Source organism: Streptomyces sp. NPDC056738, assembly GCF_042790435.1.
Classification (GTDB): Bacteria; Actinomycetota; Actinomycetes; order Streptomycetales; family Streptomycetaceae; genus Streptomyces.
On record NZ_JBHTZF010000013.1, the window covers coordinates 156,890 to 176,969 of the forward strand.

General features: G+C 73.5%; 17 protein-coding genes. 5 read left to right on the top strand and 12 right to left on the bottom strand.

The annotated features are described in order from the left end of the window. The first annotated feature begins 68 nt into the window (after positions 1–68). Complete coding sequence (locus tag ACFRIC_RS30890) at positions 69–3,191, top strand: BTAD domain-containing putative transcriptional regulator (protein ID WP_382792525.1); 3,123 nt, start codon at positions 69–71, stop codon at positions 3,189–3,191. Positions 3,192–3,332: 141 nt separating this feature from the next. Here ACFRIC_RS30890 and ACFRIC_RS30895 read toward each other — a convergent pair whose 3' ends face one another. The 3 genes from ACFRIC_RS30895 to ACFRIC_RS30905 form a co-directional block, all read right to left on the bottom strand. Further along, a complete protein-coding gene (locus ACFRIC_RS30895) occupies positions 3,333–4,538 on the bottom strand; it encodes a hypothetical protein (protein WP_382792528.1) in 1,206 nt (401 codons plus the stop codon). Positions 4,539–4,540: 2 nt separating this feature from the next. After that, the gene (locus ACFRIC_RS30900; RefSeq protein WP_382792532.1) at positions 4,541–4,735 is read right to left on the bottom strand and encodes a hypothetical protein; all 195 of its coding nucleotides are present in this window, start codon (positions 4,733–4,735) and stop codon (positions 4,541–4,543) included. A 156-nt stretch (positions 4,736–4,891) separates the two neighbouring features. Next, the gene (locus ACFRIC_RS30905) at positions 4,892–6,601 is read right to left on the bottom strand and encodes a hypothetical protein (RefSeq protein WP_382792535.1); all 1,710 of its coding nucleotides are present in this window, start codon (positions 6,599–6,601) and stop codon (positions 4,892–4,894) included. Between the two features lie 294 nt (positions 6,602–6,895). On the opposite strand from ACFRIC_RS30905, the gene ACFRIC_RS30910 reads away from it, so the two are divergent. Further along, positions 6,896–7,339 (top strand): DUF4913 domain-containing protein, encoded by a 444-nt coding sequence (locus ACFRIC_RS30910; RefSeq protein ID WP_382792538.1) that lies wholly within the window; start codon positions 6,896–6,898, stop codon positions 7,337–7,339. 249 nt (positions 7,340–7,588) lie between these two features. Here ACFRIC_RS30910 and ACFRIC_RS30915 read toward each other — a convergent pair whose 3' ends face one another. Next, positions 7,589–8,632, bottom strand: coding sequence for an NlpC/P60 family protein (locus ACFRIC_RS30915; RefSeq protein ID WP_382792541.1), 1,044 nt, complete (start codon positions 8,630–8,632; stop codon positions 7,589–7,591). A gap of 161 nt (positions 8,633–8,793) precedes the next feature. On the opposite strand from ACFRIC_RS30915, the gene ACFRIC_RS30920 reads away from it, so the two are divergent. Together ACFRIC_RS30920 and ACFRIC_RS30925 are read left to right on the top strand one after the other, a co-directional pair. After that, a complete protein-coding gene (locus tag ACFRIC_RS30920) occupies positions 8,794–9,186 on the top strand; it encodes a hypothetical protein (RefSeq protein WP_382792544.1) in 393 nt (130 codons plus the stop codon). Continuing rightward, a complete protein-coding gene (locus ACFRIC_RS30925) occupies positions 9,183–10,415 on the top strand; it encodes a DUF418 domain-containing protein (protein WP_382792547.1) in 1,233 nt (410 codons plus the stop codon). Before ACFRIC_RS30920 ends, ACFRIC_RS30925 begins: the two co-directional genes overlap by 4 nt. On the opposite strand, the gene ACFRIC_RS30930 is transcribed toward ACFRIC_RS30925, so the two are convergent. The 8 genes from ACFRIC_RS30930 to ACFRIC_RS30965 all read right to left on the bottom strand — a co-directional run bounded on the left by ACFRIC_RS30930 (position 10,333) and on the right by ACFRIC_RS30965 (position 18,833). Then, on the bottom strand, positions 10,333–12,129 hold the full coding sequence (locus ACFRIC_RS30930; protein WP_382792550.1) for a type IV secretory system conjugative DNA transfer family protein: 1,797 nt from the start codon (positions 12,127–12,129) through the stop codon (positions 10,333–10,335). The two genes, ACFRIC_RS30925 and ACFRIC_RS30930, sit on opposite strands and share 83 nt — an antisense overlap. Further along, a complete protein-coding gene (locus ACFRIC_RS30935) occupies positions 12,126–13,643 on the bottom strand; it encodes an ATP/GTP-binding protein (RefSeq protein WP_382792883.1) in 1,518 nt (505 codons plus the stop codon). Before ACFRIC_RS30935 ends, ACFRIC_RS30930 begins: the two co-directional genes overlap by 4 nt. Positions 13,644–13,927: 284 nt before the next feature. Beyond that, positions 13,928–15,421 carry an SCO6880 family protein gene (locus tag ACFRIC_RS30940; protein ID WP_382792553.1) on the bottom strand — a complete coding sequence of 498 codons (1,494 nt, stop codon included), beginning with the start codon at positions 15,419–15,421 and terminating at the stop codon, positions 13,928–13,930. Between the two features lie 138 nt (positions 15,422–15,559). Next, positions 15,560–16,792: a hypothetical protein gene (locus tag ACFRIC_RS30945; protein WP_382792555.1), complete on the bottom strand. Its 1,233-nt coding sequence runs from the start codon at positions 16,790–16,792 to the stop codon at positions 15,560–15,562. A gap of 1 nt (position 16,793) precedes the next feature. After that, positions 16,794–17,543, bottom strand: a complete 750-nt coding sequence (locus ACFRIC_RS30950) for a hypothetical protein (RefSeq protein WP_382792558.1) — start codon at positions 17,541–17,543, stop codon at positions 16,794–16,796. Between the two features lie 18 nt (positions 17,544–17,561). Beyond that, on the bottom strand, positions 17,562–17,849 hold the full coding sequence (locus ACFRIC_RS30955; RefSeq protein WP_355763305.1) for a hypothetical protein: 288 nt from the start codon (positions 17,847–17,849) through the stop codon (positions 17,562–17,564). A gap of 79 nt (positions 17,850–17,928) precedes the next feature. Then, a complete protein-coding gene (locus ACFRIC_RS30960) occupies positions 17,929–18,210 on the bottom strand; it encodes a hypothetical protein (RefSeq protein WP_365490179.1) in 282 nt (93 codons plus the stop codon). Next, a complete protein-coding gene (locus ACFRIC_RS30965; RefSeq protein WP_382792562.1) occupies positions 18,207–18,833 on the bottom strand; it encodes a DUF6668 family protein in 627 nt (208 codons plus the stop codon). Before ACFRIC_RS30965 ends, ACFRIC_RS30960 begins: the two co-directional genes overlap by 4 nt. Positions 18,834–19,240: 407 nt before the next feature. Between ACFRIC_RS30965 and ACFRIC_RS30970 the strand changes: the two genes are divergently transcribed. Beyond that, positions 19,241–20,068, top strand: a complete 828-nt coding sequence (locus ACFRIC_RS30970; RefSeq protein WP_382792565.1) for a lytic transglycosylase domain-containing protein — start codon at positions 19,241–19,243, stop codon at positions 20,066–20,068. Positions 20,069–20,080: the final 12 nt, after the last annotated feature.

Sequence of the window (20,080 nt, forward strand, 5' to 3'; positions counted from 1 at the left end):
GGGTGTGTGGCCGCTTGCACACGCTCAACACCCCTAAGCGGAAAGGGGTGTTCAGTAGAGTGCGGAGAGTGAACGCCTACGAGGAATCCGTGCGCTTCGCCGTGCTGGGGCCGGTCCGGGCATGGCGCGGGGAACGCGAGGTGGACGTCGGTGCCCCGCAGCAGCGGGCGGTACTGGCGGCGCTGCTCCTGCGCCGGGGGCGCCCCGTCATGCTCGGCGAACTCCTGGACGCTGTCTGGGGCGAGGAGCCGCCGACGGCCGCCGTGTCGGTCGTACGGACCTATGTGTCACGTCTGCGCAAGGGGCTGGAACCGGAACGTGACGCCACCGCCGCCCCCCGTGTGATCGTCTCCGTCGGTGACGGATACGCGCTCCGGATCCCCGAAGGCGCGCTGGATCTGGGGGTGTTCGAGAGACGGGTCGCCGAGGCCAGGAAGCTGCGGGCCGCCGGTGACCCGTCCGCGGCGGCCGACCTGCTGCGCGCCGCGCTCGGCGGCTGGCAGGGGGCGGCGCTGGCGGGGGTGCCGGGACCGCTCGCCGAGTCCGAGGGTTCCCGGCTGGGCGAGCAGCGGCTGACCGCGCTGGAACTGCGGCTGGACGTCGACGTCGAACTCGGACGGCACGGCGAGGTGATCGCCGAACTGGCCGCGCTGGCGGGGAAGTTCCCGCTGCGGGAAGGGCTGTGCCGGCTGCTCATGCTGGCGCTGTACCGGTCCGGGCGGCAGGCCGAGGCGCTGGCCGCCTACCGGGCGACGCGTGGCACCCTCGTGTCCGAGCTGGGCATCGAGCCCGGCGCGTCGCTGAAGGACCTGCACGAACGCATCCTGGCCGCCGACCCGTCCCTGGACGCCGGTCCGCCGATGGGTGTCGGTCCGCCCGTGGGCGCAGGTGCGGCTCCGGGGGTCGGTGGGTCTCCGGGTGCCGGCGAATCTCCGGGGGTCGGTCCGCCGTCGGGCCCCGGGTCGTCCGAGGGCGGCGGTGCTCCGCCGGAACCCGGTCCCTCCTCCGTGGCGCGGACTCCCGAACCCGCGGGTCCCCGGCCGGAGCGCGCGGCACGGACGGCCCCGCCGAACGGGGTGCAGGCGGCGATCCCGGCTCAACTGCCCGCGGATCTGCCGACGTTCGCGGGCCGGGAGGCGGAACTCGAACGTGTGAGGGCCCTGTTGCCGGGCGTGGGTGAGACTCCGACCGCCGTGGTGATCGGCGCGATCGGCGGCATGGCCGGTATCGGCAAGACCACCCTGGCCGTGCACTGGGCCCACGAGATGGCCGCCCGCTTCCCCGACGGGCAGCTCTACGTCAACCTGCGCGGCTTCGACCCGACCGGTGTGGTGATGACACCGGACGACGCCATCCGCACCTTCCTCGACGCCCTCGGCGTCCCCCCGATGCGGATACCCGCCGGTCTCGACGCCCAGGCGGCGCTCTACCGCAGCATGCTCGCCCAGCGCCGGATCCTCGTCCTGCTGGACAACGCCCGTGACACCGAGCAGGTCCGCCCGCTGCTGCCCGGCGCTCCGGGCTGCCTGGTCATCGTCACCAGCCGCAACCAGCTCACCGGTCTGGTCGCGGCGGAGGGCGCGTACCCGCTGACCCTGGACCAGCTCACCCCCGCCGAGTCGTACGACCTTCTGGCGCGCCGCCTCGGCACCGTCCGTCCGGCGGCCGAACCGCGGGCGGTGGACGAGATCATCACGCGGTGCGCCCGGCTGCCGCTGGCGCTGTCCATCGTCGCCGCTCACGCCGCCGCGCACCCCGGCTTCCCGCTCAGCGCGATCGTCGACGAACTGCGCGAGAGTCACGGGAGCCTGGACGCCTTCACCGGGGGCGACGACATCACCACGGACGTACGGGCGGTCTTCTCTTGGTCGTACAAGGCGTTGTCCGGCCCGGCCGCGCGGCTGTTCCATCTGCTGAGCCTGCACTCCGGGCCCGACATCTCCGCGCCCGCCGCGGCCGCGCTCGCCGGGCTGCCGGCGCGGGAGGCCCGCGGTCTGCTCGTCGAGCTGACCCGGGCCCATCTGCTCACCGAGCACTTCCCCGGCCGCTACACCCTGCACGACCTGCTGCGCGTGTACGCCGCCGAACGCGTCCAGGCCGAGGAGACACCGCGCGAGCGGGCGACGGCCCTGGAACGGCTGCTCTCCTGGTACCTGCACACCGCGGACGCCGCCTACCCGCACATCACCCCGCGCCGGCGCCCGATCCCCCTGGACCCGCCGCCCCCGCTGTGCCGGCCGCTGGAGTTCACGACGTACGACGAGGCGCTCGGCTGGTGCGAGAAGGAGCGGGGCAACCTGGTCAGCACCGTGCACACGGCTGCCGCGTCGGGACATCCCGGCATCGCCTGGCGGCTGCCCGCCGTCCTGTGGGGGTTCTTCTACCTCCGCAGCCACATGCACGACTGGCTCGACACCGCCCGGGTGGGGCTGGCCGCCGCCCGCGCCGCCGACGACCGCTGGGGCGAGGCCCAGGGGCTCGCGGACGTGGGGGCGGCCCTGCGCAGTTCGGGCCGGCTCGACGAGACGATCGACCATCTGCGGCAGGCGATGGTCGCCTACCGCGATCTGGGGGACCACGACGGCAGAGGCGCCGCGGTGTCCAACCTGGGCGACGCCTATCTGCAGTCCGGGCGGCTCGCCGAGGCCGTCGAGTACACCCGTCGCGGGCTGGTCATCGAGCGGGCCATCGGCGGTGCCTGGGGCGAGGGGATCTCCCTGTGCAACCTGGGCGACGCCTACCAGCGGCAGGGCCGGTTCGAGGAGGCGGTCGACTGCCTGGAGCGGGCCCTGGCCGTGCTGCGCGCGGGCGGCAACCGGTGGGTCGAGGGGGTCACCCTCGACATCCTGGGCACCGCCCATCGGCGTCTGGGGCGGCACGGCGCCGCCGTCGAGTACCACCTCGAGGCGCTCAAGACGCATCGGGACATCGGCAACCGCTGGGGCGAGGGCCACACCCTCGGCAACCTCGGGGACGTCCATCTCGACGCCGACGAACCGGAGGCCGCGCGCGAGGCCTGGCGGCAGGCCCTGGCGATCTTCGTGGAGTTCGACCATCCGGACGCCGAGAAGGTACGCGAACGGCTCGGCCGCCTGGGCGACGTCTCGTCCGACGTCCCGCCCGAGGCCTGGCCCGACGCCCCGCGCGGCGCCCATGCCGAGGGGGCCGCCGAACCGGAGCGGACCGCCTGACATACGCCTCCTTCGATTCCTTCGGTGTCCCAGGTGCCTTCGGTGCCTTGGGCGCCTTCGGGTTCCCTCCGCACAACGGGGTGCGGGGGAGGACGGTTCAACGGCGTCCGGCCGGACGGAACCTCCGGGGTGCGGCGGATGTCAGACGCGTCGCGGTGCGGGCGGGGCGGACGTGTGCTGGCCGGCGGGCGGCAGCGGTCGGAGCGTCCCGGGCCGTGGAGCGGTTCCGTTGTTCCTCGGGGCCGAGGACCGGGAGAGGGCGTCGAGCGAATCGCTCAGGACCTGGTGACCGTCACCGCTGATCGGGGACGCCACGGGGGCGGAACCGAGCGTCGGGGACACCGGGGTGGCCCGGCCGAGCAGGGGCGACACGGGCGTCGCCTGGTCGAGGAGGGATGACACGGGCGTCGCCTGGTCGAGCAGGGGTGACACCGGGGTGGCCTGGCTCAGCAGTGGGGAGACCGGGAGCGCCACGTACGGCACGGGGGAGACCGGACTCGCCGGGTAGGGCAGCGGGGAGAGCCCGTCCGTCGGGTTTGGCCGCAAGGACGCCTGGCTCGTCGGAGGGGACTCCGGGGTCGAGAAGAACGGCGCGGCCGCCCGACTCGGCAGGTCGAGGTCCGAGGGAGCGACAGCCGACACCGCCCGATCCCGCGCGGGGTGCTCGCGTTCCGACCGCGCGGCCTCGTCCTCCCGTCGTCCGGCCGGGTCCTGCCCCGAGGGGACGGACGCCGGGGGCGCCTCGCGCGCCAGCTCCCTCTCGTACGCGTTGGTGGCGCAGCGGGCGACGAGCGGCATGCTCTCGGGGGACTTCTCGAACGCCTCGCGGTACTTCCTGTTGTTCCTGACCAGGTCCAGGACCGCGTCCTCGAAGGCCTCGCGCTCGGGCGTCGGCAGCCGGAGGATGCGCTGTTCGAGGAGCGCGAGTCCCGCGTGTACGGGTCCCGCCGGGCCGGATCGCTCCCCGCCCCGGCCGAAGGAGCCGTCGCCCGGTCCGCCGCCCGGTCCCTCGACCGGTCTGCCGCCCTGCCCGTGGTCGGCCACGGTTCCCGTGCCGCCGGCGACGGGGCCTTCTCCGCCGGGGGCCGAGCCTCCGGCGCCCGGCGCGGGGCCGCTTCCGCCTCCGCCCGGCGCCGAGCGCGACCCGCCCGTGAAGGTCCGCAGCAGGCGCCGGAGTTCGGTGAGCAGCCGCTCCCACACGGTGTCCGCGTCGGCCGGACCCGTCCCGCCGCGTCCCTGGTTCCGTAGGCCGTACTCGGTTCTGAGCAGGTCACGCGCCAGCCTGGACCGGGAACCGCCGCGGGTCGGCCGGGCCCGGCCCCGGGGAGCCGTGTCGTCGATCGCCACGGTCAGGCCCCGCGCGGTTCGAACCCGCTCGGCAGGGGCAGCAGCCCCGGCGGCAGCGGGGCGTCGGGGAACCAGCGGGCGCCGTCGGCCGGACGCGGCGGGTCCGTACGGTCGTAGCATCCGTGCGCGGCGGGCGCGGACCGGCGGCGCTTCAGCAGGCCCTGACCCGCGAACCGCCGTACGTGGACACTGGACATGCGCGTACCTCCGGACGTCTGGGCCGTACGGCGTCGGCCGGGCGCCGACAGGGTTCGGAGAGCACAACGGGTGCCGGGCACCGGTCAGTTCAACGGGAGGAGCGTCCGTCGGCCGGAGAGTTCTCCGGCCGACGGCCGCCATCCGTCCCGGGCGGCCTACCTCTTGCTGGGACCGCCGGCCTTCTTGTTCCGGTACTGGTCGCCCCTCACCCACGCCCCGAAGCCGCCCCCCTTCTTCGGCGGCTCCTTCGCCTTCTTCCCCGACGAACTGCTCTGCGGGGTTCCGGACGGCGGACTGGGGTTTCTGGGGGCACGGGCCAGGGGCTCTCCGAACTCGGAGGAGGCCGAGCCGGTGCTCGGGGTGTGCTGCTGCGTGTTCGTGTACGAGGGGTGATACATCTCGGTGTTCGCGACCGGCGACGGCGGGGCGAACGACTCCTCCTGGTCGGGTGACGCGGACAGCGGATAGGAGTAGTGCTGTCCGTCGCCCCCCTGGAGGGAGTAGGTGTAGTGCGGCTGCCCGGTCGTCGGGCCGCCCTGCGGGAGGCCGCCCGGAGGGAAGTGGTCCCCGGTCGTGGGCACCTCCGCCGTCGGGGAGTAGTCGGCTGTCGGGGAGTAGTCCGCCGTCGGCGAGTAGCGCGCGGCGGAGGTTCCGAGGTCGAGGCCGGCCATGCCCTGCGACAACTGGTTGCCGTAGTCCGGCGTGCCGGGCCAGGCGGACGTGCTCGCCCGTCGCTGCTGCTCCTCCTGGAAGGCCGCGAGCTTCTGGTCGAGTGTGTGGGCCGCCTCCGCCTGGGCCTGGAGTTCGGCCTGCACCGCCGCCACGGTCGCGGCCCTGCCCGCCCCTTGCAGCGAGGCGTTGGTGTCCACCCGGGTGAGCTGACGGCTCACCACCTGGGACAGGTCGTTCGGGCTCTCCGTGCCCGCCACCCGTCCTGTCGCGGGGTCCGCCAGGACGACCACCGCGTTGGGGTCGTCGAACGCCTTGTGGAAGGTCTTCAGCGAATGACCGCTCGCCGCGCTCTCCTGGGAGGTCGACGAACTGGCCGAGGACTTGCTCGCGTTGCGCGCCTTCTCCTGGTTGCGCCAGCGGTTCTGTTTGTCCGCGAACTGGGGGTCGTCCGGCGCGGGGATCTGGTCGAACGAGTTCTGCGAGTGCACGTTGTACGTCGCTCTCGTCTCCAGCGACCACGCCCCCGACTCCTGCGAGTCGTTCCTGATGCCCATCACCTTGACGTGCATGTTGGTGACGAGACCGGCCTCGATCCGCTCCCTCAGGTGGGGCCACTCGTACTTCGTCAGGACGCTGTTGTCCACCCTGCCGCCGAGCATCATCGCCTCGACCGGGCCCCGGGTGCCGTCCACGTAGTGGTTCGACATGTACGTCCACAGGTCGGCCTGGACCTTGGCGTCCGACCAGTTCGCGAACCCGCAGTTCCTGCCGTTGAAGATCTTTCCCGGGGGTGACGTCTCCAGGATGAGACCGCCGGCCTTCGCGGCCTGGCGGGCCGGGTAGTAGGGCTCCGTCTTGCTCCAGAGGTACTTCTTGTCGTAGGTCTCCCGCGCCTTCGCGTCCCGCAGCCGGTCGAAGTCCTTGTGCTTCCGGTTCGCCCGCCACCAGTCCGCCGGGACGTGCAGGGCGTTGAGCCGGTCGAACTGGGCGATCAGGTTGGTCGCCGCGTCGCCCGACCACTGCGCGTCGGGCTTGTACCCCTGGTTGAGCCACTGCCCGTTGAGGTGGAGCCGGTCCATGTAGCCGTTGAAGGCCTGCATGAACGCCGGGTCCTTGTGCAGGTTGTACTTCGTCAGGTCCGCTCTCATGTCCGCTTCGTCGGACCTGAACTTCGCCTCGTCGAAAGCCACCATCGTGAGGTCCTCCTTGCCGGAGCGGCAAGTGCGGTGCCGCTCGCCCGCGTTGTGGCACCGCCGTGCCGAACGATCGTCTTTCCGTTGCGTTCGGCGGTCGTTCTCGGCGGTCGCCGAAGAAGCAACGGACGTCACCGCCGGGCGGTTCAACGCGGCCTCGGCGCGCGGATCCGCCGCGCCCCTGAACCCCGTACCGCACGCGTGCGTTGTGGTGCCGGGATCCGGGTCTCACGCTTCCCGGCTTCCTCGACCACTGTCCGACGCGGCTTCGGCCGCGCATCAGGAAGGAGCGCCATGACGACCCCGACGCATGACGCCGAGCAGGCGGCGCCTCCCGCCCCCAAGTTCATCCTCTACCTGGAGGCGCCCGAGTACGGCCGGGCGCTGCGGCAGCTCACCCTGTGGGTGCACCACGTGCTGCTCCCGGTCTACGGCAGGGAGGTCACCGCCCTGGCTCCCTGGTGTTCGCGCTGGTGGGAGCATCCGGAGGCGGTCGCCCAGCTGCACGGGCTGTGGCTCGCCTGGGGGGAGTTGAGCGACACCGGATCCGAGGCCGGTCTGAGCGGTCCGGCCGGCTGGCACCGGGACTATCTGGCCCCGATCATGCAGAACCTGCGGGACCCGTCCGGGGTGTTCGCCGGCTGCAAGCCCGGCTCGCACCGCCCGAAGGAGGTTCCCGCCGTCGACGCCGCCGACCCGTTCGGGCCGTCGGCCGGGCCGTCGCCGGCCGAGGGCTGAGGAGGGCGTCCGGGGGCGGAGCGGGGCGGACGGGCGGGCCCAGGACCGGCGAGTCCGGGGGCCCGGCGCCGACACGGGCGCCGATGCGGGACGGCACAAGGGTGGCACCGGCCGTGGCCCCCGGCGAGGGGCGGATCCCGGCGAGGGGCGGACCCCCGCGAGGGGCGGACCCCCGCGGTCCGCCCCTCGACCCGTGTCCGGGCTTCCCACGTCCGGGCTTCAGGCCCGCCGCCCGCCGGCCTCCGTGCCTCAGGCGTCCGGACGGACCACCCCGAGGATCTCCATCGACGCGGCCGGGGACACGTACACCCAGCGGCCCGGACGAGGAGCCTGGATGATCTTGCCGTCGCCGATGTAGAGGGCGACATGACTGGCGTCGGCGAAGTAGATGATGAGGTCGCCGGGCCGCATGTCCTCCACGGGGACGCGCTTCAGCCGCCGCCACTGCTCCTCGGAGGTGCGGGGGATGGGGTGGCCCGCGTACAGCCAGGCCTGTGAGGTCAGCCCGGAGCAGTCGTAGGAATCGGGGCCCTCGGCTCCCCACACGTACGGCTTGCCGAGCTGACGGGTGGCGAACTCGATCGCCTTCTTGCCGGCGGGGGTCGCCTCCGTGCCGACCTTGTCGAGGACGCCCGAGCCCACCCACTTCGCCTGGGCGGCGTCGGCCTCCTTCTTCTCCAGCGCGGCGATCCGCTCGATCTCCTTCTTCTCCAGCCGCGACTCCAGCTTCTTCGCCTCGTCGATGTGCTTCTCGACCGCCCGGCGCTCGGTGTCCTTGGCGCGGCGGCTCTCCCGCAGGCTCTTCAGGACGTCGGCGGCGTCGTCGCTGCGGGTCTCCAGGTCCTCGCGGGTGGCGGTCAGGGCGGTCAGCACCCCCTGGGTCGCCTGCTGCGCCTGCCGGGCCAAGGAGGCGTTGTCGAGGGCGTGTTCGGGGTTGTCGGAGAGGGCGAACTGCATCTCGGCGGGCAGGCTGTCGCCCCGGTACTGGGCGCGGGCCGCCGCCCCCGCCAGGGAGGTGAGGCGGCCCAGCCGTGTCTCGGCCGCCTCGATCCGGGTCCGCAGCGTGTGCACGCGCTTCTCCTGCTCGGTCACCTTCTCGTCGGCGGCGTCGTACTTGTTCGTGGCCACCTCCGCGTCGTGGTACAGGCGTTTGAGCTCGGCGTGCACCTCGGCGAGGGTGGCGGGCCCGGCCGGATCGGCACCGGCCGGTGGCGCCGTCGTCGCCGCCAGGGCGAGGGCCAGGGTGACGGTCGCCGCCGTCCGGTGGCCGTGGGCGCGCAGGGTCCGTCTCATCTGGGCCGAAGCTCCTTCCAAGGGCGTCGCACGCGGGGTGCGGGGCGGGATCGCCCCCACAACGGGGCGGTGGCGTCCGGTGGTTCAAAGCGCGGGTATGAACCGGTGGGACGCGCGCCCCGTTGTGCGTCCAGGTGCGGTTCGCGGACGAAGGGATCGGTATGGGCGCGGAGTTGGTGCTGCTGGCGCTGTGCACGGGATCCGGGCTCGGATTCCTGACGCTGGCGACACGGTCGGCGCTGGCGGCCCTGCGGCTGTCCCTGCGCGGACTGCGCGTCATGGGTCAGGTGAGGCCCCGGGAGGGTTCGGACCGGCGGTGGGGCGGGCTCGTGGTGTTCTCCGACCACCTGGGGCGGGGGCTCGTCCTCGACCCGGGTTGGCGGGGGCCGCTGTGCGGGCTGCCGCCGGTCGGCGGCCGCGTGCCCGTGGTCTACGCGCGGAACCGGCCCGCCACGGCCCGGCTGTGGACGCTGCGGTACCTGCTGGCGCCGTCGTTCGGATGGTTCCTGTCCTCGACCCTGGCGTTCGGCACGGGCGTCGTGGTCTCGTCGTGAGCGGCCGGAAGGACGAGACGGGCGGCGGGGGCGCTCCGGCCGGTCGGGTCGGTGAGATCGATGTGCTGCGGGGGGCCGCGCTGTTCGGCATCCTGCTCGTCAACGCACAGCTCATGGCGGGCCCTTACACCCCCTTCGGCGGCGGGCCCGGGGCCTCGGCCGTCGACCGGGCGGCGGCGTGGGGTGTGACCGCGACGACCACCGCCTATCAGCTCTTCTCCTTCCTCCTCGGCTACAGCTTCGTCCTCGACCGGCGCGCGGCCCGGCCGTCGGACCCCGCGGCCGGACTCCGTCATCTGCGGCGCACGGCGGGCCTCTTCGGCCTCGGGCTGGCGCACGCCGTGCTGCTGTACCCCGGCGACATCCTGATGACGTACGCCGCGCTCGGGCTGATCCTGTACGGGCTGCGCGACCTCACGTCCCGGGCCGCCGTGCGCCTCGCGGCCGCTCTGGTGGCGGGCCTGGCCGTCCTGCTGCTCGGGTACGGGCTGCTCACCGTCGCCCTCACCGAACCGGTCACGCCGGCCCGGTACGCGCCCCTGGTCGCGGACACCGTGGCCGCCTACCGCGGCGGTCCCTCGTCGGTGATCGGGGCGCATCTGCGCGAGCTGCCCTCGGCACTCGGCGCGAACCTGATGTACGCGCCGGACATGCTGGCGGCGTTCCTCGCGGGACTCGCGGCGGCGAAGTCCGCACTGGTGGAGCGGCGCGGCCGGGACCGGGTGTGGCTGCGGCGGACCCTCGCACGGTGGCTGCCGGCGGGTCTGGCGGGCGGTGTCGTCACCGCCTGCTGCGCGAACGGCCCCCTGGACAGCCGGTGGTTCCTGGTCGGGCACGCGGTGTCGCTGCTGACCGCGCCGGCGCTCACGGTGTCGTACGCGTGCGGAGTGCTCCTCCTGGCCGGCGCCCGGCGCCCGGTGGCGGCCGTGCTCGCCGCCTCCGGGCGCATGGCGCTCAGCCAGTACCTCACCCAGTCGCTCGTCCTCGCCTGTGTGTTCACCGGGTACGGGCTCGGTCTCTACGACCGTGTCGGCACGGCCGCCGTCCTCGCGGGCTGCGTGCTCCTGTACGGCGCCCAACTGGCCCTCGGCGCACTGCTGATGAGCCGGGTCCGGTACGGGCCCGCCGAACTGGTGCTGCGCACGGTCACGCTGGCGCGACGTCCCGGCCGGGCTCCGGCTTGCTCAGGGTCACACCCGGCAGGGCGCGACCGGCTGCCCGTTCCGTGATCGCCGCCGTCTCCGCCTTCGCCGCCGCCGAGATGGCGCCGGCCCCGGGCTCCTTGTACCAGGGGCGCAGCCGGATCAGGGCGGGCCTGACACCGGTCGCGAGGAGCAGCGCGGTGCCCTTGGGCAGGGCGCGGATCCGGTCGGGCGGCAGGACGGCCTCCTGGCGGTAGGAGTACGAGCGTGACGTGCCGTCCTTGCTGCGCGAGACGCTCGGGGTGCGCACGTCGTGCTGGCCGACGAGGGTGGAGATCTTCTGGACGAAGTCGGCGTCGTCCAGGCCCGCGCCGAGGAGCTTGATGGTGGCCGCGCTCCACAGGGCGTCCATGCCGACCTCCCCCCACACCCGGGCTCCCTGGCGGTAGCTCTGCAGCAGGGTGACGACGTTGATGCCGCGGGAGCCGAAGTGAGAGTACAGGTCGGGGAGATCGGAGATGCGGCACACGTTCGCCGCCTCGTCGAGGACCGCCGTCAGCGGGGGGTCGAGGCGTCCGCCCATGCGTTCGGCGGCCACGACACCGGCCCGCATCGTGGCGTCCGCGAGGCCCGCGATGACGCCGGCCGCCGAACCGCCCCCGTCCTTGGACAGGAGGTAGAGCGTGTCGTGGCCGAGGACGTGCTCGTCGGGGCGGAACTCGGGAAGGCCGGGGTCGGGGGTGACCCAGGCGAGGATCTCGGGGTCGAGGAGGCAGGAGACGGTCTGCCGGGCGGTCTCGTAGATGCCGTCGCGTGTCTCCACCGCGCCCCGGACCGTGCCCTGCAACTGCTCGGCCATCGCGCCGAGTCCGACCTGGCGGAGCAGGTCGATCGGGGTGCGGTCGGCGGGATCGGCGAGCCAGGCGAGGAGTTCGGTCAGCGGGGTCCCGCCGCGTGCGGCGGCGAGGAAGAGCGCGGTGAGCGTGTTCTGGGCGGCCGAGATCCAGAAGTCCTTCTTCGCGCTGTCGTCGTTGACGGACGCGACGAAGTGGCCGGCCATCCGGCGGGCGCCCTCGATGGTGTGGCACTCGCCGAGGATGTTCCACCACATCGCGCGCGGGGTGTGGGCGATGCCCTGCGGGTCGAACGTCCAGACCGTGCCCGCCTTCGCGCGTTCGGCGCGGGTGACGGCGTACACGTCGGCCTTGTTGGACGTCAGCAGGACGGCACCCTGGGCGCGCAGCACCCGGGGGACGGCGATGCCGGTCGACTTGCCGGCGCGGGGCGCCATCAGGTCGAGCTCCACGTCCTCGTAACTGCTGCGCAGTTCGGGGCCCTTGGGCTCCAGGTCGCCGAGGAGGTTGCCGGTCTCGTCCGGGTGCACCTGGTCGCGGCCCTTGAGGCCGGGGCGCAGGTCGCGGGCGCGGGCCTCGATGCCCTTCGGGCACATCGCGGCGAGTTCCCGCCGCCCGGCCAGCCCCTTGGGGCGGGCCGAACGGTCCATGAGGAGGCGTACGACGACGGCGACGGGCAGGGTCACCAGCGCGAGCAGCCCGGCCATGCCCGCGTAGACGGCGGCGGCCGGTGCCTCGGGCCACAGGGCGCCCGGCCCGTCGGAGGCGAGGCGGGTGACGGTGGACAGGGCGAACGGCGGGGCGGCCCAGCCGCTGCCGGAGAGCCCGGACCCGAGGGTGCCGCCGGACCAGACGACCGTGAACACCAGCAGGCCGGTGGCGGCGAGGGCGACGACGGCCCACGGCAGCAGGTCGTGCGGGTCGGTCCCGCCGCGGGGGGCGCTCACGCGGTCCACCGCCCGGCCGCCGCCTCGGTGCCGGGAGCGCCGGGACCGCCGGTGGTGCCGGGGAAGCCGTGGACGCCTTCGCGCGCGGCGCGTGCCACCTGTTCGGCGGCGCGGGCGGCGGCCTTCTCGACGGCGTCCTCGTTCGGCGTCCAGCGGGTGTTGGTGTTGTGCAGCCGGCGCTCCGCGTCGGTGATGGCGACCTTGATGGGGATGCCGGGGCGGCCGCCGACCTTGATGAGGAAACGGCCGCGGCCGGGCGGTTCCTCGTTGTCGCCGTTGACGCCCCAGCCGGGCGGCGAGGACCAGGAGGAGACGAGTTCGATCTCGCGCCGGGACAGGCCGACCACCTTGCCCAGGTCCTCCATCTCCGTCTTCGGCAGCCCGGCGCACACCACCATCCCGGCCCGTTCGACGAAGCCGCGGGCCTTGGCGCGGTCGGCGTCGGTGCCGAGGGCCTCGGCGTCCTTGAGCGTGTGGGTGATCTTCGCGTCGCCGAGGCCGAGCGAGCGGTTCAGCCGGGTCAGGGCGTCGATGCGGTCGACGATGCCGGATGCCGCGCGCAGCGGCCGCCACAGCTCGTCGAGGACGGTGAAGAACCAGCGCCTGGGCGCGAGTCCGGCGTCCGCGAGGGCGTGCGAGGCGGCCACCGTGCCGAGGCCGTCCGACCAGGCCGCCAGCATCGCGGCGGCCGTGAGCTGGGTGTCCGCCTCGCCGATGCCGGAGATGTCGATGCACACGGCGGGCGCGTCGGGATCGATCCGGGTGGAGGTCTCGGAGGCGAAGGTGTCGCCGAGCGGGCCGTCGAGGATGCCGAGCAGGGAGCGGTGCAGCGGGTCGACGGCGTCTCGGTAGCGGGCGTCGTCGCCCCGGTCGAGCGTGACCGCGCGCACCCGGGGCGGGCCCTCGGTCAGCACCCGCAGCACGTCGGGCAGCAGCAGCGCCCGTCCCTCGGGGGTCCGTTCGCGCAGATGGTGCAGGACGGCGGAGAGCACGGACTGCTCGTGGTCGTCCATGGGCCGCCCGCGGACGATGGTGATGAGGGCGGCGACCATGTTCAGCACGCGTCCGTGGGCCTCGGCCTTCAGGACCTCTCCGGCCTCGCCGCCGATCTTCACGGCCGCCTCGCCCATGGCCCCGGGGTCGAGGACGTTGATGCCGCCCCGGCCGCGGCCGATGGAGATCACCTGGCCGCCCAGCGCGCGGACGGTGTCGGCGTAGTCGGGCTTGAGGTCGCCGAGGACGAGCGGGACGACGCCGGTCGCGGCGAGCCCGATCAGCATGCGGTTGACCAGGGTGGACTTGCCGAGGCCCGGCATGCCGAGCATGAACAGGGAGGGGTTGGAGATGTAGCGGGCCCGGGTGAACCAGTTCAGCGGGTCGCCGCACACGGTGGCGCCGGTGAACAGGTGCTGCCCGAGCGGGACCCCGGTCATCGGAGATCCGGAACCCGCGGCGAAGGGCCACATGCCGCATGCCTGCACGGTGGTGGCCCGCCACATGGTGGGCGGATCCATGTAGCCGACGCGCCCGCCGCCCACGCCGTACCAGCCGCGGTGCGGCACGAACAGCTCCTTGGGCTTCGCAGCGCCCTTCGCCGCACTTTTCGCCGTGCCCTTGGCAGCGCCCTTCGCACTGCCCTTCGCAGCGCTCTTCTCCGAGCGCTGCACCGTCCCCCTCCGCGCGGACGGGTCCGTCCCGCTGTCCTCGCGTGCGGAGCGGCCGCCGTCCACGGCCGTGAGCGCCTGCCGCTCCTCGGCCAGCCGGTCGGCCCGCTCGGCCTGCTTCTGCTCACGCCGGCTCACAGCGCCTCCTGGAGTTCGTGCGGGACGAGGGTCTGCTCCCAGGGGAGGATCCCGGCGGGCAGGGTGCAGGTGAACGCCGCCGCCTGCATCCGGTCCGCGGGCCGCATCAGCACCCGGGACGCGGCGGTCAGATTGCGGACGGCGACGCTCGCGTCCGCCAGCTCCTCCAGGCTGTCCACGGTGACGGTCAGCATCAGCGAGAACTCCACGAGCCCCGCGCCCGAGGCCTCCTCCGCGGCGGTCTGCTCGGCCGCCCTCACCTCGGAGGCCGCGCGGGCCTGCACCATGCCCTTGCCGGAGGAGGCCATGAACTGGGCGCTGCGCCGGTCCGCCTCGACGATGCGGGCCGAGGTGGCGGGGTCGATGGGCCGGTAGACCAGGGCGACCCGCTTGCGGCGGGTGCCGGGGGCCGCCTCCAGCATGCCCCGGAGCACCGAGGAGCGGACGGTGCCGCGCGGCGCCAGGGTCAGCAGCCAGGTGCGCGAGACACCGGAGTCGTGCTGGTAGCTGTTCACGGTCTCGACGGCGGCGGCGGGGCCCGCGTCGTCCCACTCCAGGCCGGTTCCGCCCTGCTGGGCACGGGCGGTGAGGACGTCGGCGGCGACGGCGGGGTCGTAGGCGACCCGGACGACCTCGGCGATCCGCTCGGCCGACAGCGGGTAGGCGGCACCCCCGCCGGCCGCGACGAGCCCGCTGAGCAGGCCCGGGATGCGGACGGCGAGATCGGCGATCACGTCGTCCTTCTTGCGCCGCTGGCCCGGCGGGACGCCGTAGGTCAGCGTGACGTAGGTGTGCATCTCGGACGAGGCGCTCGGGTACCGGTCCACGACCTCCTCCATGACCGCGCGGGCGGCCGGCGGGGCGTCGGGGTGGATGCGGGGCAGCACCTCGTGCGCGAGCCGGGTGCCCGGGTCGGGAGCGGTCTCCACGATCACGGTGGCGCCCTTCAGACCGGGTTCGTGCGCCAGCCGGGCCAGCCACTCGCCCCACAGCGCCACCCATACGTCGACCTGGTCCGGGTCGATGAGCGAACCGCCGTCGGGGTCGCAGCCCAGGACGATCGTGTACAGGTTGCGGACCGGGTGGTGCAGCACGCCGAACGGGCGGTCGTAGGCGTCCCGGCCCTCGGTCGCGGTGACCTTGTTGAGCAGGCCCGGCGGCCGGAACCGGCCGCCGGGGCGTGCGGACAGCGGGCCGGAGACGTACAGGTGGGCGCCCTTGGCCTTGCGGCGCCACCACCCGACGCGCAGGGTGACCAACTGGTAGACGTTGCGCCCGTCCTGGGTGCGGATGGCGAGCGGGACCAGGAACACGACGACCGGGACGAGCACGACCAGCGCCGCGTACAGCGAGATCAGCGACGCGAGCAGGGTGATGATGAGCCCGCCGAACACCCCGAAGGTGCCGACGAGTCCGAGCGGTCCGAGCCCCGGCCGTCGTGGCCTGCGCCAGTTTCCGTAGGTCGGATGGATGACGGCTTCCGTGGACATGGGTCCGTTTTCCCTTCGTGAGGTGACGGGGGTCGGGCGCGGCGCGGTGAGACCGCCGGGTTCCCGCGGGGGGAGCGGGAACCCGGCGGCCGTTCAAGGGGGGAGTCGTACGGGAGGGGGCGGGTCAGGCGACGGCGGTCACTTGTTGTGGCCCAGTTCGCCGTCGGCGCCCTCTACGGCGCCGGTCACCGTGGAACTGGCCACCTGTGCCGCGGCGACCGCCGCGAGAACGGCGACCCCCGCGGGTCCGGCGGCCGCGGCCGCGCCGCCCGCCGCGGAGGCACCCGAGGCACCGGCCCGGCCCGCCGCGGCCGCGCCGTTCGCGCCGCTCGCTCCGGACGCGCCCGACTCTCCGCCCGCCCCCGCTGCGCCGGAGGAGCCGCCCGCTCCGGACGAGCCGCCCGAGCCGCCGGATCCGGTCGCCCCGCTCGGGCCCATCTGTCCGCCGCCGCCGGAGGCGCCGCGGCTGCCGCCGAGCTGGACCGCGCCGCTGGCCAGGCTGGAGCCCGCCTGTCCCATGGAGGACATCGGGTTGCCGGTGCCCATGGCGGCGGTCGCGGGCACGATGAGCTTGAGCAGCGCGGGCAGGGCGATGGCGGACAGCAGCATGACGCCGATGCCTGCGATCCGGGTGTTGATGGTGCTGACGTCACCGGTTCCGCTGTTCTTGCCCGAGTTGATCATCGCCATGCCGGCGTTGAGCACGAGGGCGACGGCGGGTTTGTAGAGCAGCCAGGCGATCATCCAGCCGATGTGCTTGCGCCACCAGCCCGAGCCCCAGTCGGTCATCGAGGCGGCGGCGGCCAGCGGGAGGGTGCCCAGCAGCAGCATCATCACGCCGAGCCGGATGTACATCAGCACCGTGTGGACGATCCCGGCGATCAGCAGCAGGAACGCGAGGACCAGCAGCAGGAAGGACTGGATCCCGCTGCCGTCCGAGCAGGCCCCGACGTTGTTCAGCGAGTCCCGTACGGCGTTGTTGAAGAGGTAGTTGGAGTAGCTGTCGCCGACGGCCGCGGCGGCCACGACCACGGTGGTGGCGGCGCCCGAGACGAGCACCACCCGCATGATGCCCTTCAGTGCCGTGCGGCCCGCGTCGCCCTTGCGCTCGATGGCCATGCGGCAGGCGGCGAACAGCAGCGAGCCGACCGCGAGGTAGACCACGATCCACTGCGTGTCGCTGCTGATGTCCTTCGACGTCTGGGTCTGTTCCAGCGTCGGGACGTTGGTGGTCAGCGCCGCGAACACCGCGACCGCGCCCGCGAGGATCGTCTTCGCGATGAGGTCGACGATGGTCCCGATGGGATCACCGAGAAAGCTGAAGAACCCCTTCACCAGGTCGATGACCGGGTTCCCGGACGTGCAGTTCACGTCAAACCCCCCAAAGGATGAAGCCGTTGGTGCTCTGGACGGCCGACACCGGCGAGTGCAGCGAGCCGTTGTCGTCGGCCCGGAGCTTCCAGTCGCCGCCGCTCCAGCGCAGGGAGATGTCGGTCGCCGCGTATCCCTGGGCGCTCTTGAGGAGCAGCCGGACCGTCGCCGCCTTGTCCGTGTACGAGCTCACGGAGAAGCCCACGTACGACGCGACGGCCGTGCCGCTGTTCTGGCTGTCGGTGCTCTGCACGGTGGCCCGCTGGAACTCGAACATGTCGCGTCCCCGGCCGGGCACGACCTGCTGCTCGGTGACGGTGCGCCAGTCCGAGCCGCTCATCTGCGAGGGGATGACGTGGGCGGCCAGCGCGGCCCCGGTGGGCGTGTGCGCGTAGCACCACCACAGGGGTCCCTGGATCAGGGTCGGCCCCGCGGTGGGGGAGACGGGCACCCGCGCGACACCGAGCGTGCGCCAGCCGACGTCCTTGGGCGCCTTGTCGGGCAGCCCCGTGCCGGCGCTGTCGTCGGTACGGCAGCCCCGGGGCCGGCCGTCCTTCGCGGACGGGCCGGCCAGGGGGCCCTCGGTGGCCGCGGCGTTCGCGTGGGCCGCGGTCGTGTCCGGGCCGGACAGCATGGTGACGACGCCGCCCACCACGACCACGACGGCCAGGAATCCGGCCGAAAGCTGCCAACTGCGCTGTTTGTAGTACGGCCCGGATTCCTCGAGCCGGCGCTCCCTGCGCTTGAACATCACGACCGTCCGCCGGGCCTACGCGAAGACGAAGCTGACGAGCGGGCCCGCGGTGGCCACGAGGACACAGCCGCCGAGCACCATCCCGAGCCGGCTCATGTGCTCCGAGCTCTCGCCCCGCTTCACGGACATGGCCATCATCGCGCCGGTGATCAGCACTCCGGCGACACCGGCGGCGGTGCCGGCCCAGGCGGCTATGCCGAGGACCGTGTTGACCTTGGAGGTGAGCTCCCCGGGGGCGTTGGCCGCGGGCTGCGGGACGCCGGCGGCGAGGATGTTGGTGGCTTCGTACAGCAGAGAGGACATGAGGATCTCCGAGGGGTTCGGCGCCCGGCACGAGCGGTGGGCGGGAGGGTGACTTGCTGTGCGCGAAGGTGCGGCGGGGTCAGGGCCCGAGGAGCTGGAGGCTGCCGAGGGCCGCGACGAGCGGACCGGCCGACGTGGCGACCAGGCAGCTCAGGGTCACGAAGAAGACGCCGCGGAAGTGCTCGCCGCCCTCGCCGGGATCGCCGCGGCGGAGCTGGAGCGCCATCTGGATGCCGACGATGATCAGTCCGCCGACACCGCAGGCCGAGGCGCACCAGGCGAGCAGGCCGAGGATCGTGTCGGCCTCCACGGGCGGGGTGTACGCGGCCAGGAAGCGCGCGTCGAGGAGGGGCTGGGTCACGACGCGGCTCCCTCGCCGTGGATGTCGGCGCCCACCAGCCTGGCGAGCGTGGCGAGTTGCCTGGGAACGGACCTGGGGCTGCCGCCGGTGCGCCAGGCCGGTATCCACGGGACGCGGTGCACCCGGGCGACGGAGCGGAGCACGCGGACGCGGCGCAGCAGACCGAGCGGGAGCCGTCCGGGGGCGTCGGCCACGAGGACCACGCCCAGCAGTTCGAGCCCCTGGGGGGCGTCGCCGCCGTCGAGCGCGCCGAGCGCCTGGGAGACGGAGCGCAGCCCGCGGGCGCTGGTCCGGCCGACCAGGACGACCCGGCGTGGCTCGCCGCGGGCGGGGTCCGGCCACCGGGCCCCCACCTCCACCCCGCCGAACAGCTCGGCGAGCGAGGTCGCGCCGGAGCCGCCGTGCGCCTTGACCCAGCCGACCTCGTCACGGGACGCGGCGCGGGCCACCTTGGGCGCCTTCGGCCGGCCCCAGGCCGGCTCCGCCCCGGAGGCCGGGGCCGTCCGCCGCCCGGCCCCGGTCCGCGCCGGAACGGTCCTGGACCGCGGAGCGGGCTGCACGACGGGCTGGGCCACGGCCTGCGCCGCCGCTTGCGGTACGGCCTGCGGTACGGGCTGAGCCACGGCCTGCGCCACGGCTTGCGGCGCGGCTTGAGCCACGGGCCGCGGCGCGGGCTGCGCGACGGCCTGTGTCCCGGTGTGGGTGACGGGCTGCGGTGCGGGCTGCGCGACGGGCTGCTGTGCGGCTGCCGTCGACGGGTCGGCGGGGGCCGGTCGTGGTCGCGGTGGTGCCGGTTGCGGGTTCTTCGGACCCCGTACCCATGACCCCGGGCCCGACGGCATCCCCGAAGGAGTGCTCATGAGTGCCCGCCCCCCTCTTCGCTCGTAGATCGGCTGCTCTGGCTCATCTGGTTTCCACTGGTTTGAACTTATTTGCCCCGGGGCCCGTTTGGATCTGTCGAGCCCGTCGGACAGCACAACGGGCCGTGTGGCCGCAGCGGTTCAAGGCGAGGGGAAGAAGGCGGGCGCTCATGAGCCAAGAGAGCGGGGAAGGCGGTTCGTCGACCGCCGTGCGGAACGGGATCATCGCGGGCACCGGCTGCGGCTGCCTGCTGTCACCGCTCGCCCTGGCCGGAACCCTGGTCGTCGTGGTGATCATGGGCGGGTTCGGCGTGCTGCTGGCCCCGCTCATCGCGCTGTACCTGCTGTTCCACGGAGGCGGGGGCGATCCCCCCAGTCAGGACACCGCGGACCAGACCCTCGGCATCTTCCAGGGCGACGGCAAGGGCGAGCTGGACACCTCCACCGTCCCCGCGGACCTGGTGGACCCCATCCAGAAGGCCGGCGAACTGTGCGGGGCCATCGGCCCGATCGTCATCGCCTCTCAGATCGAGAAGGAGTCCGGCTTCAACAGCGCGCTGGTCGGCCCGAACGGCGAACTGGGCCTCTCGCAACTGCCGCCCGACCTCTTCAGCACGTACGGCAAGGACGACGACGACAACGGCAAGACCTCGGCCCTGGACGCGAAGGACTCGATCATGGCGCAGGGCCGGTACATGTGCGAACTCGCCAAGCAGGGCCAGCAGATGATCGACGCCGGCCAGGTGAACCAGAGCGACGGGAACGGGACCACCAACACGGTCCTGGACCTCGCGCTGGCCGGCTACGACGTCGGGATGGACGCCGTCCGCGCGGCCAAGGGGGTGCCGCAGACGAACGAGGCCCAGGGCTATGTCCTCGCCGTCCGCGCCCAGTTCGCCAAGTACCAGGGCATCGGCGCCCCTCCCTCGGGTGCCACTCCGGGAGTCACACCCGACCCGGACGCGACCACGACCGGCCCCGCGCCGACCACCACCTGAGCATGAGGAGGA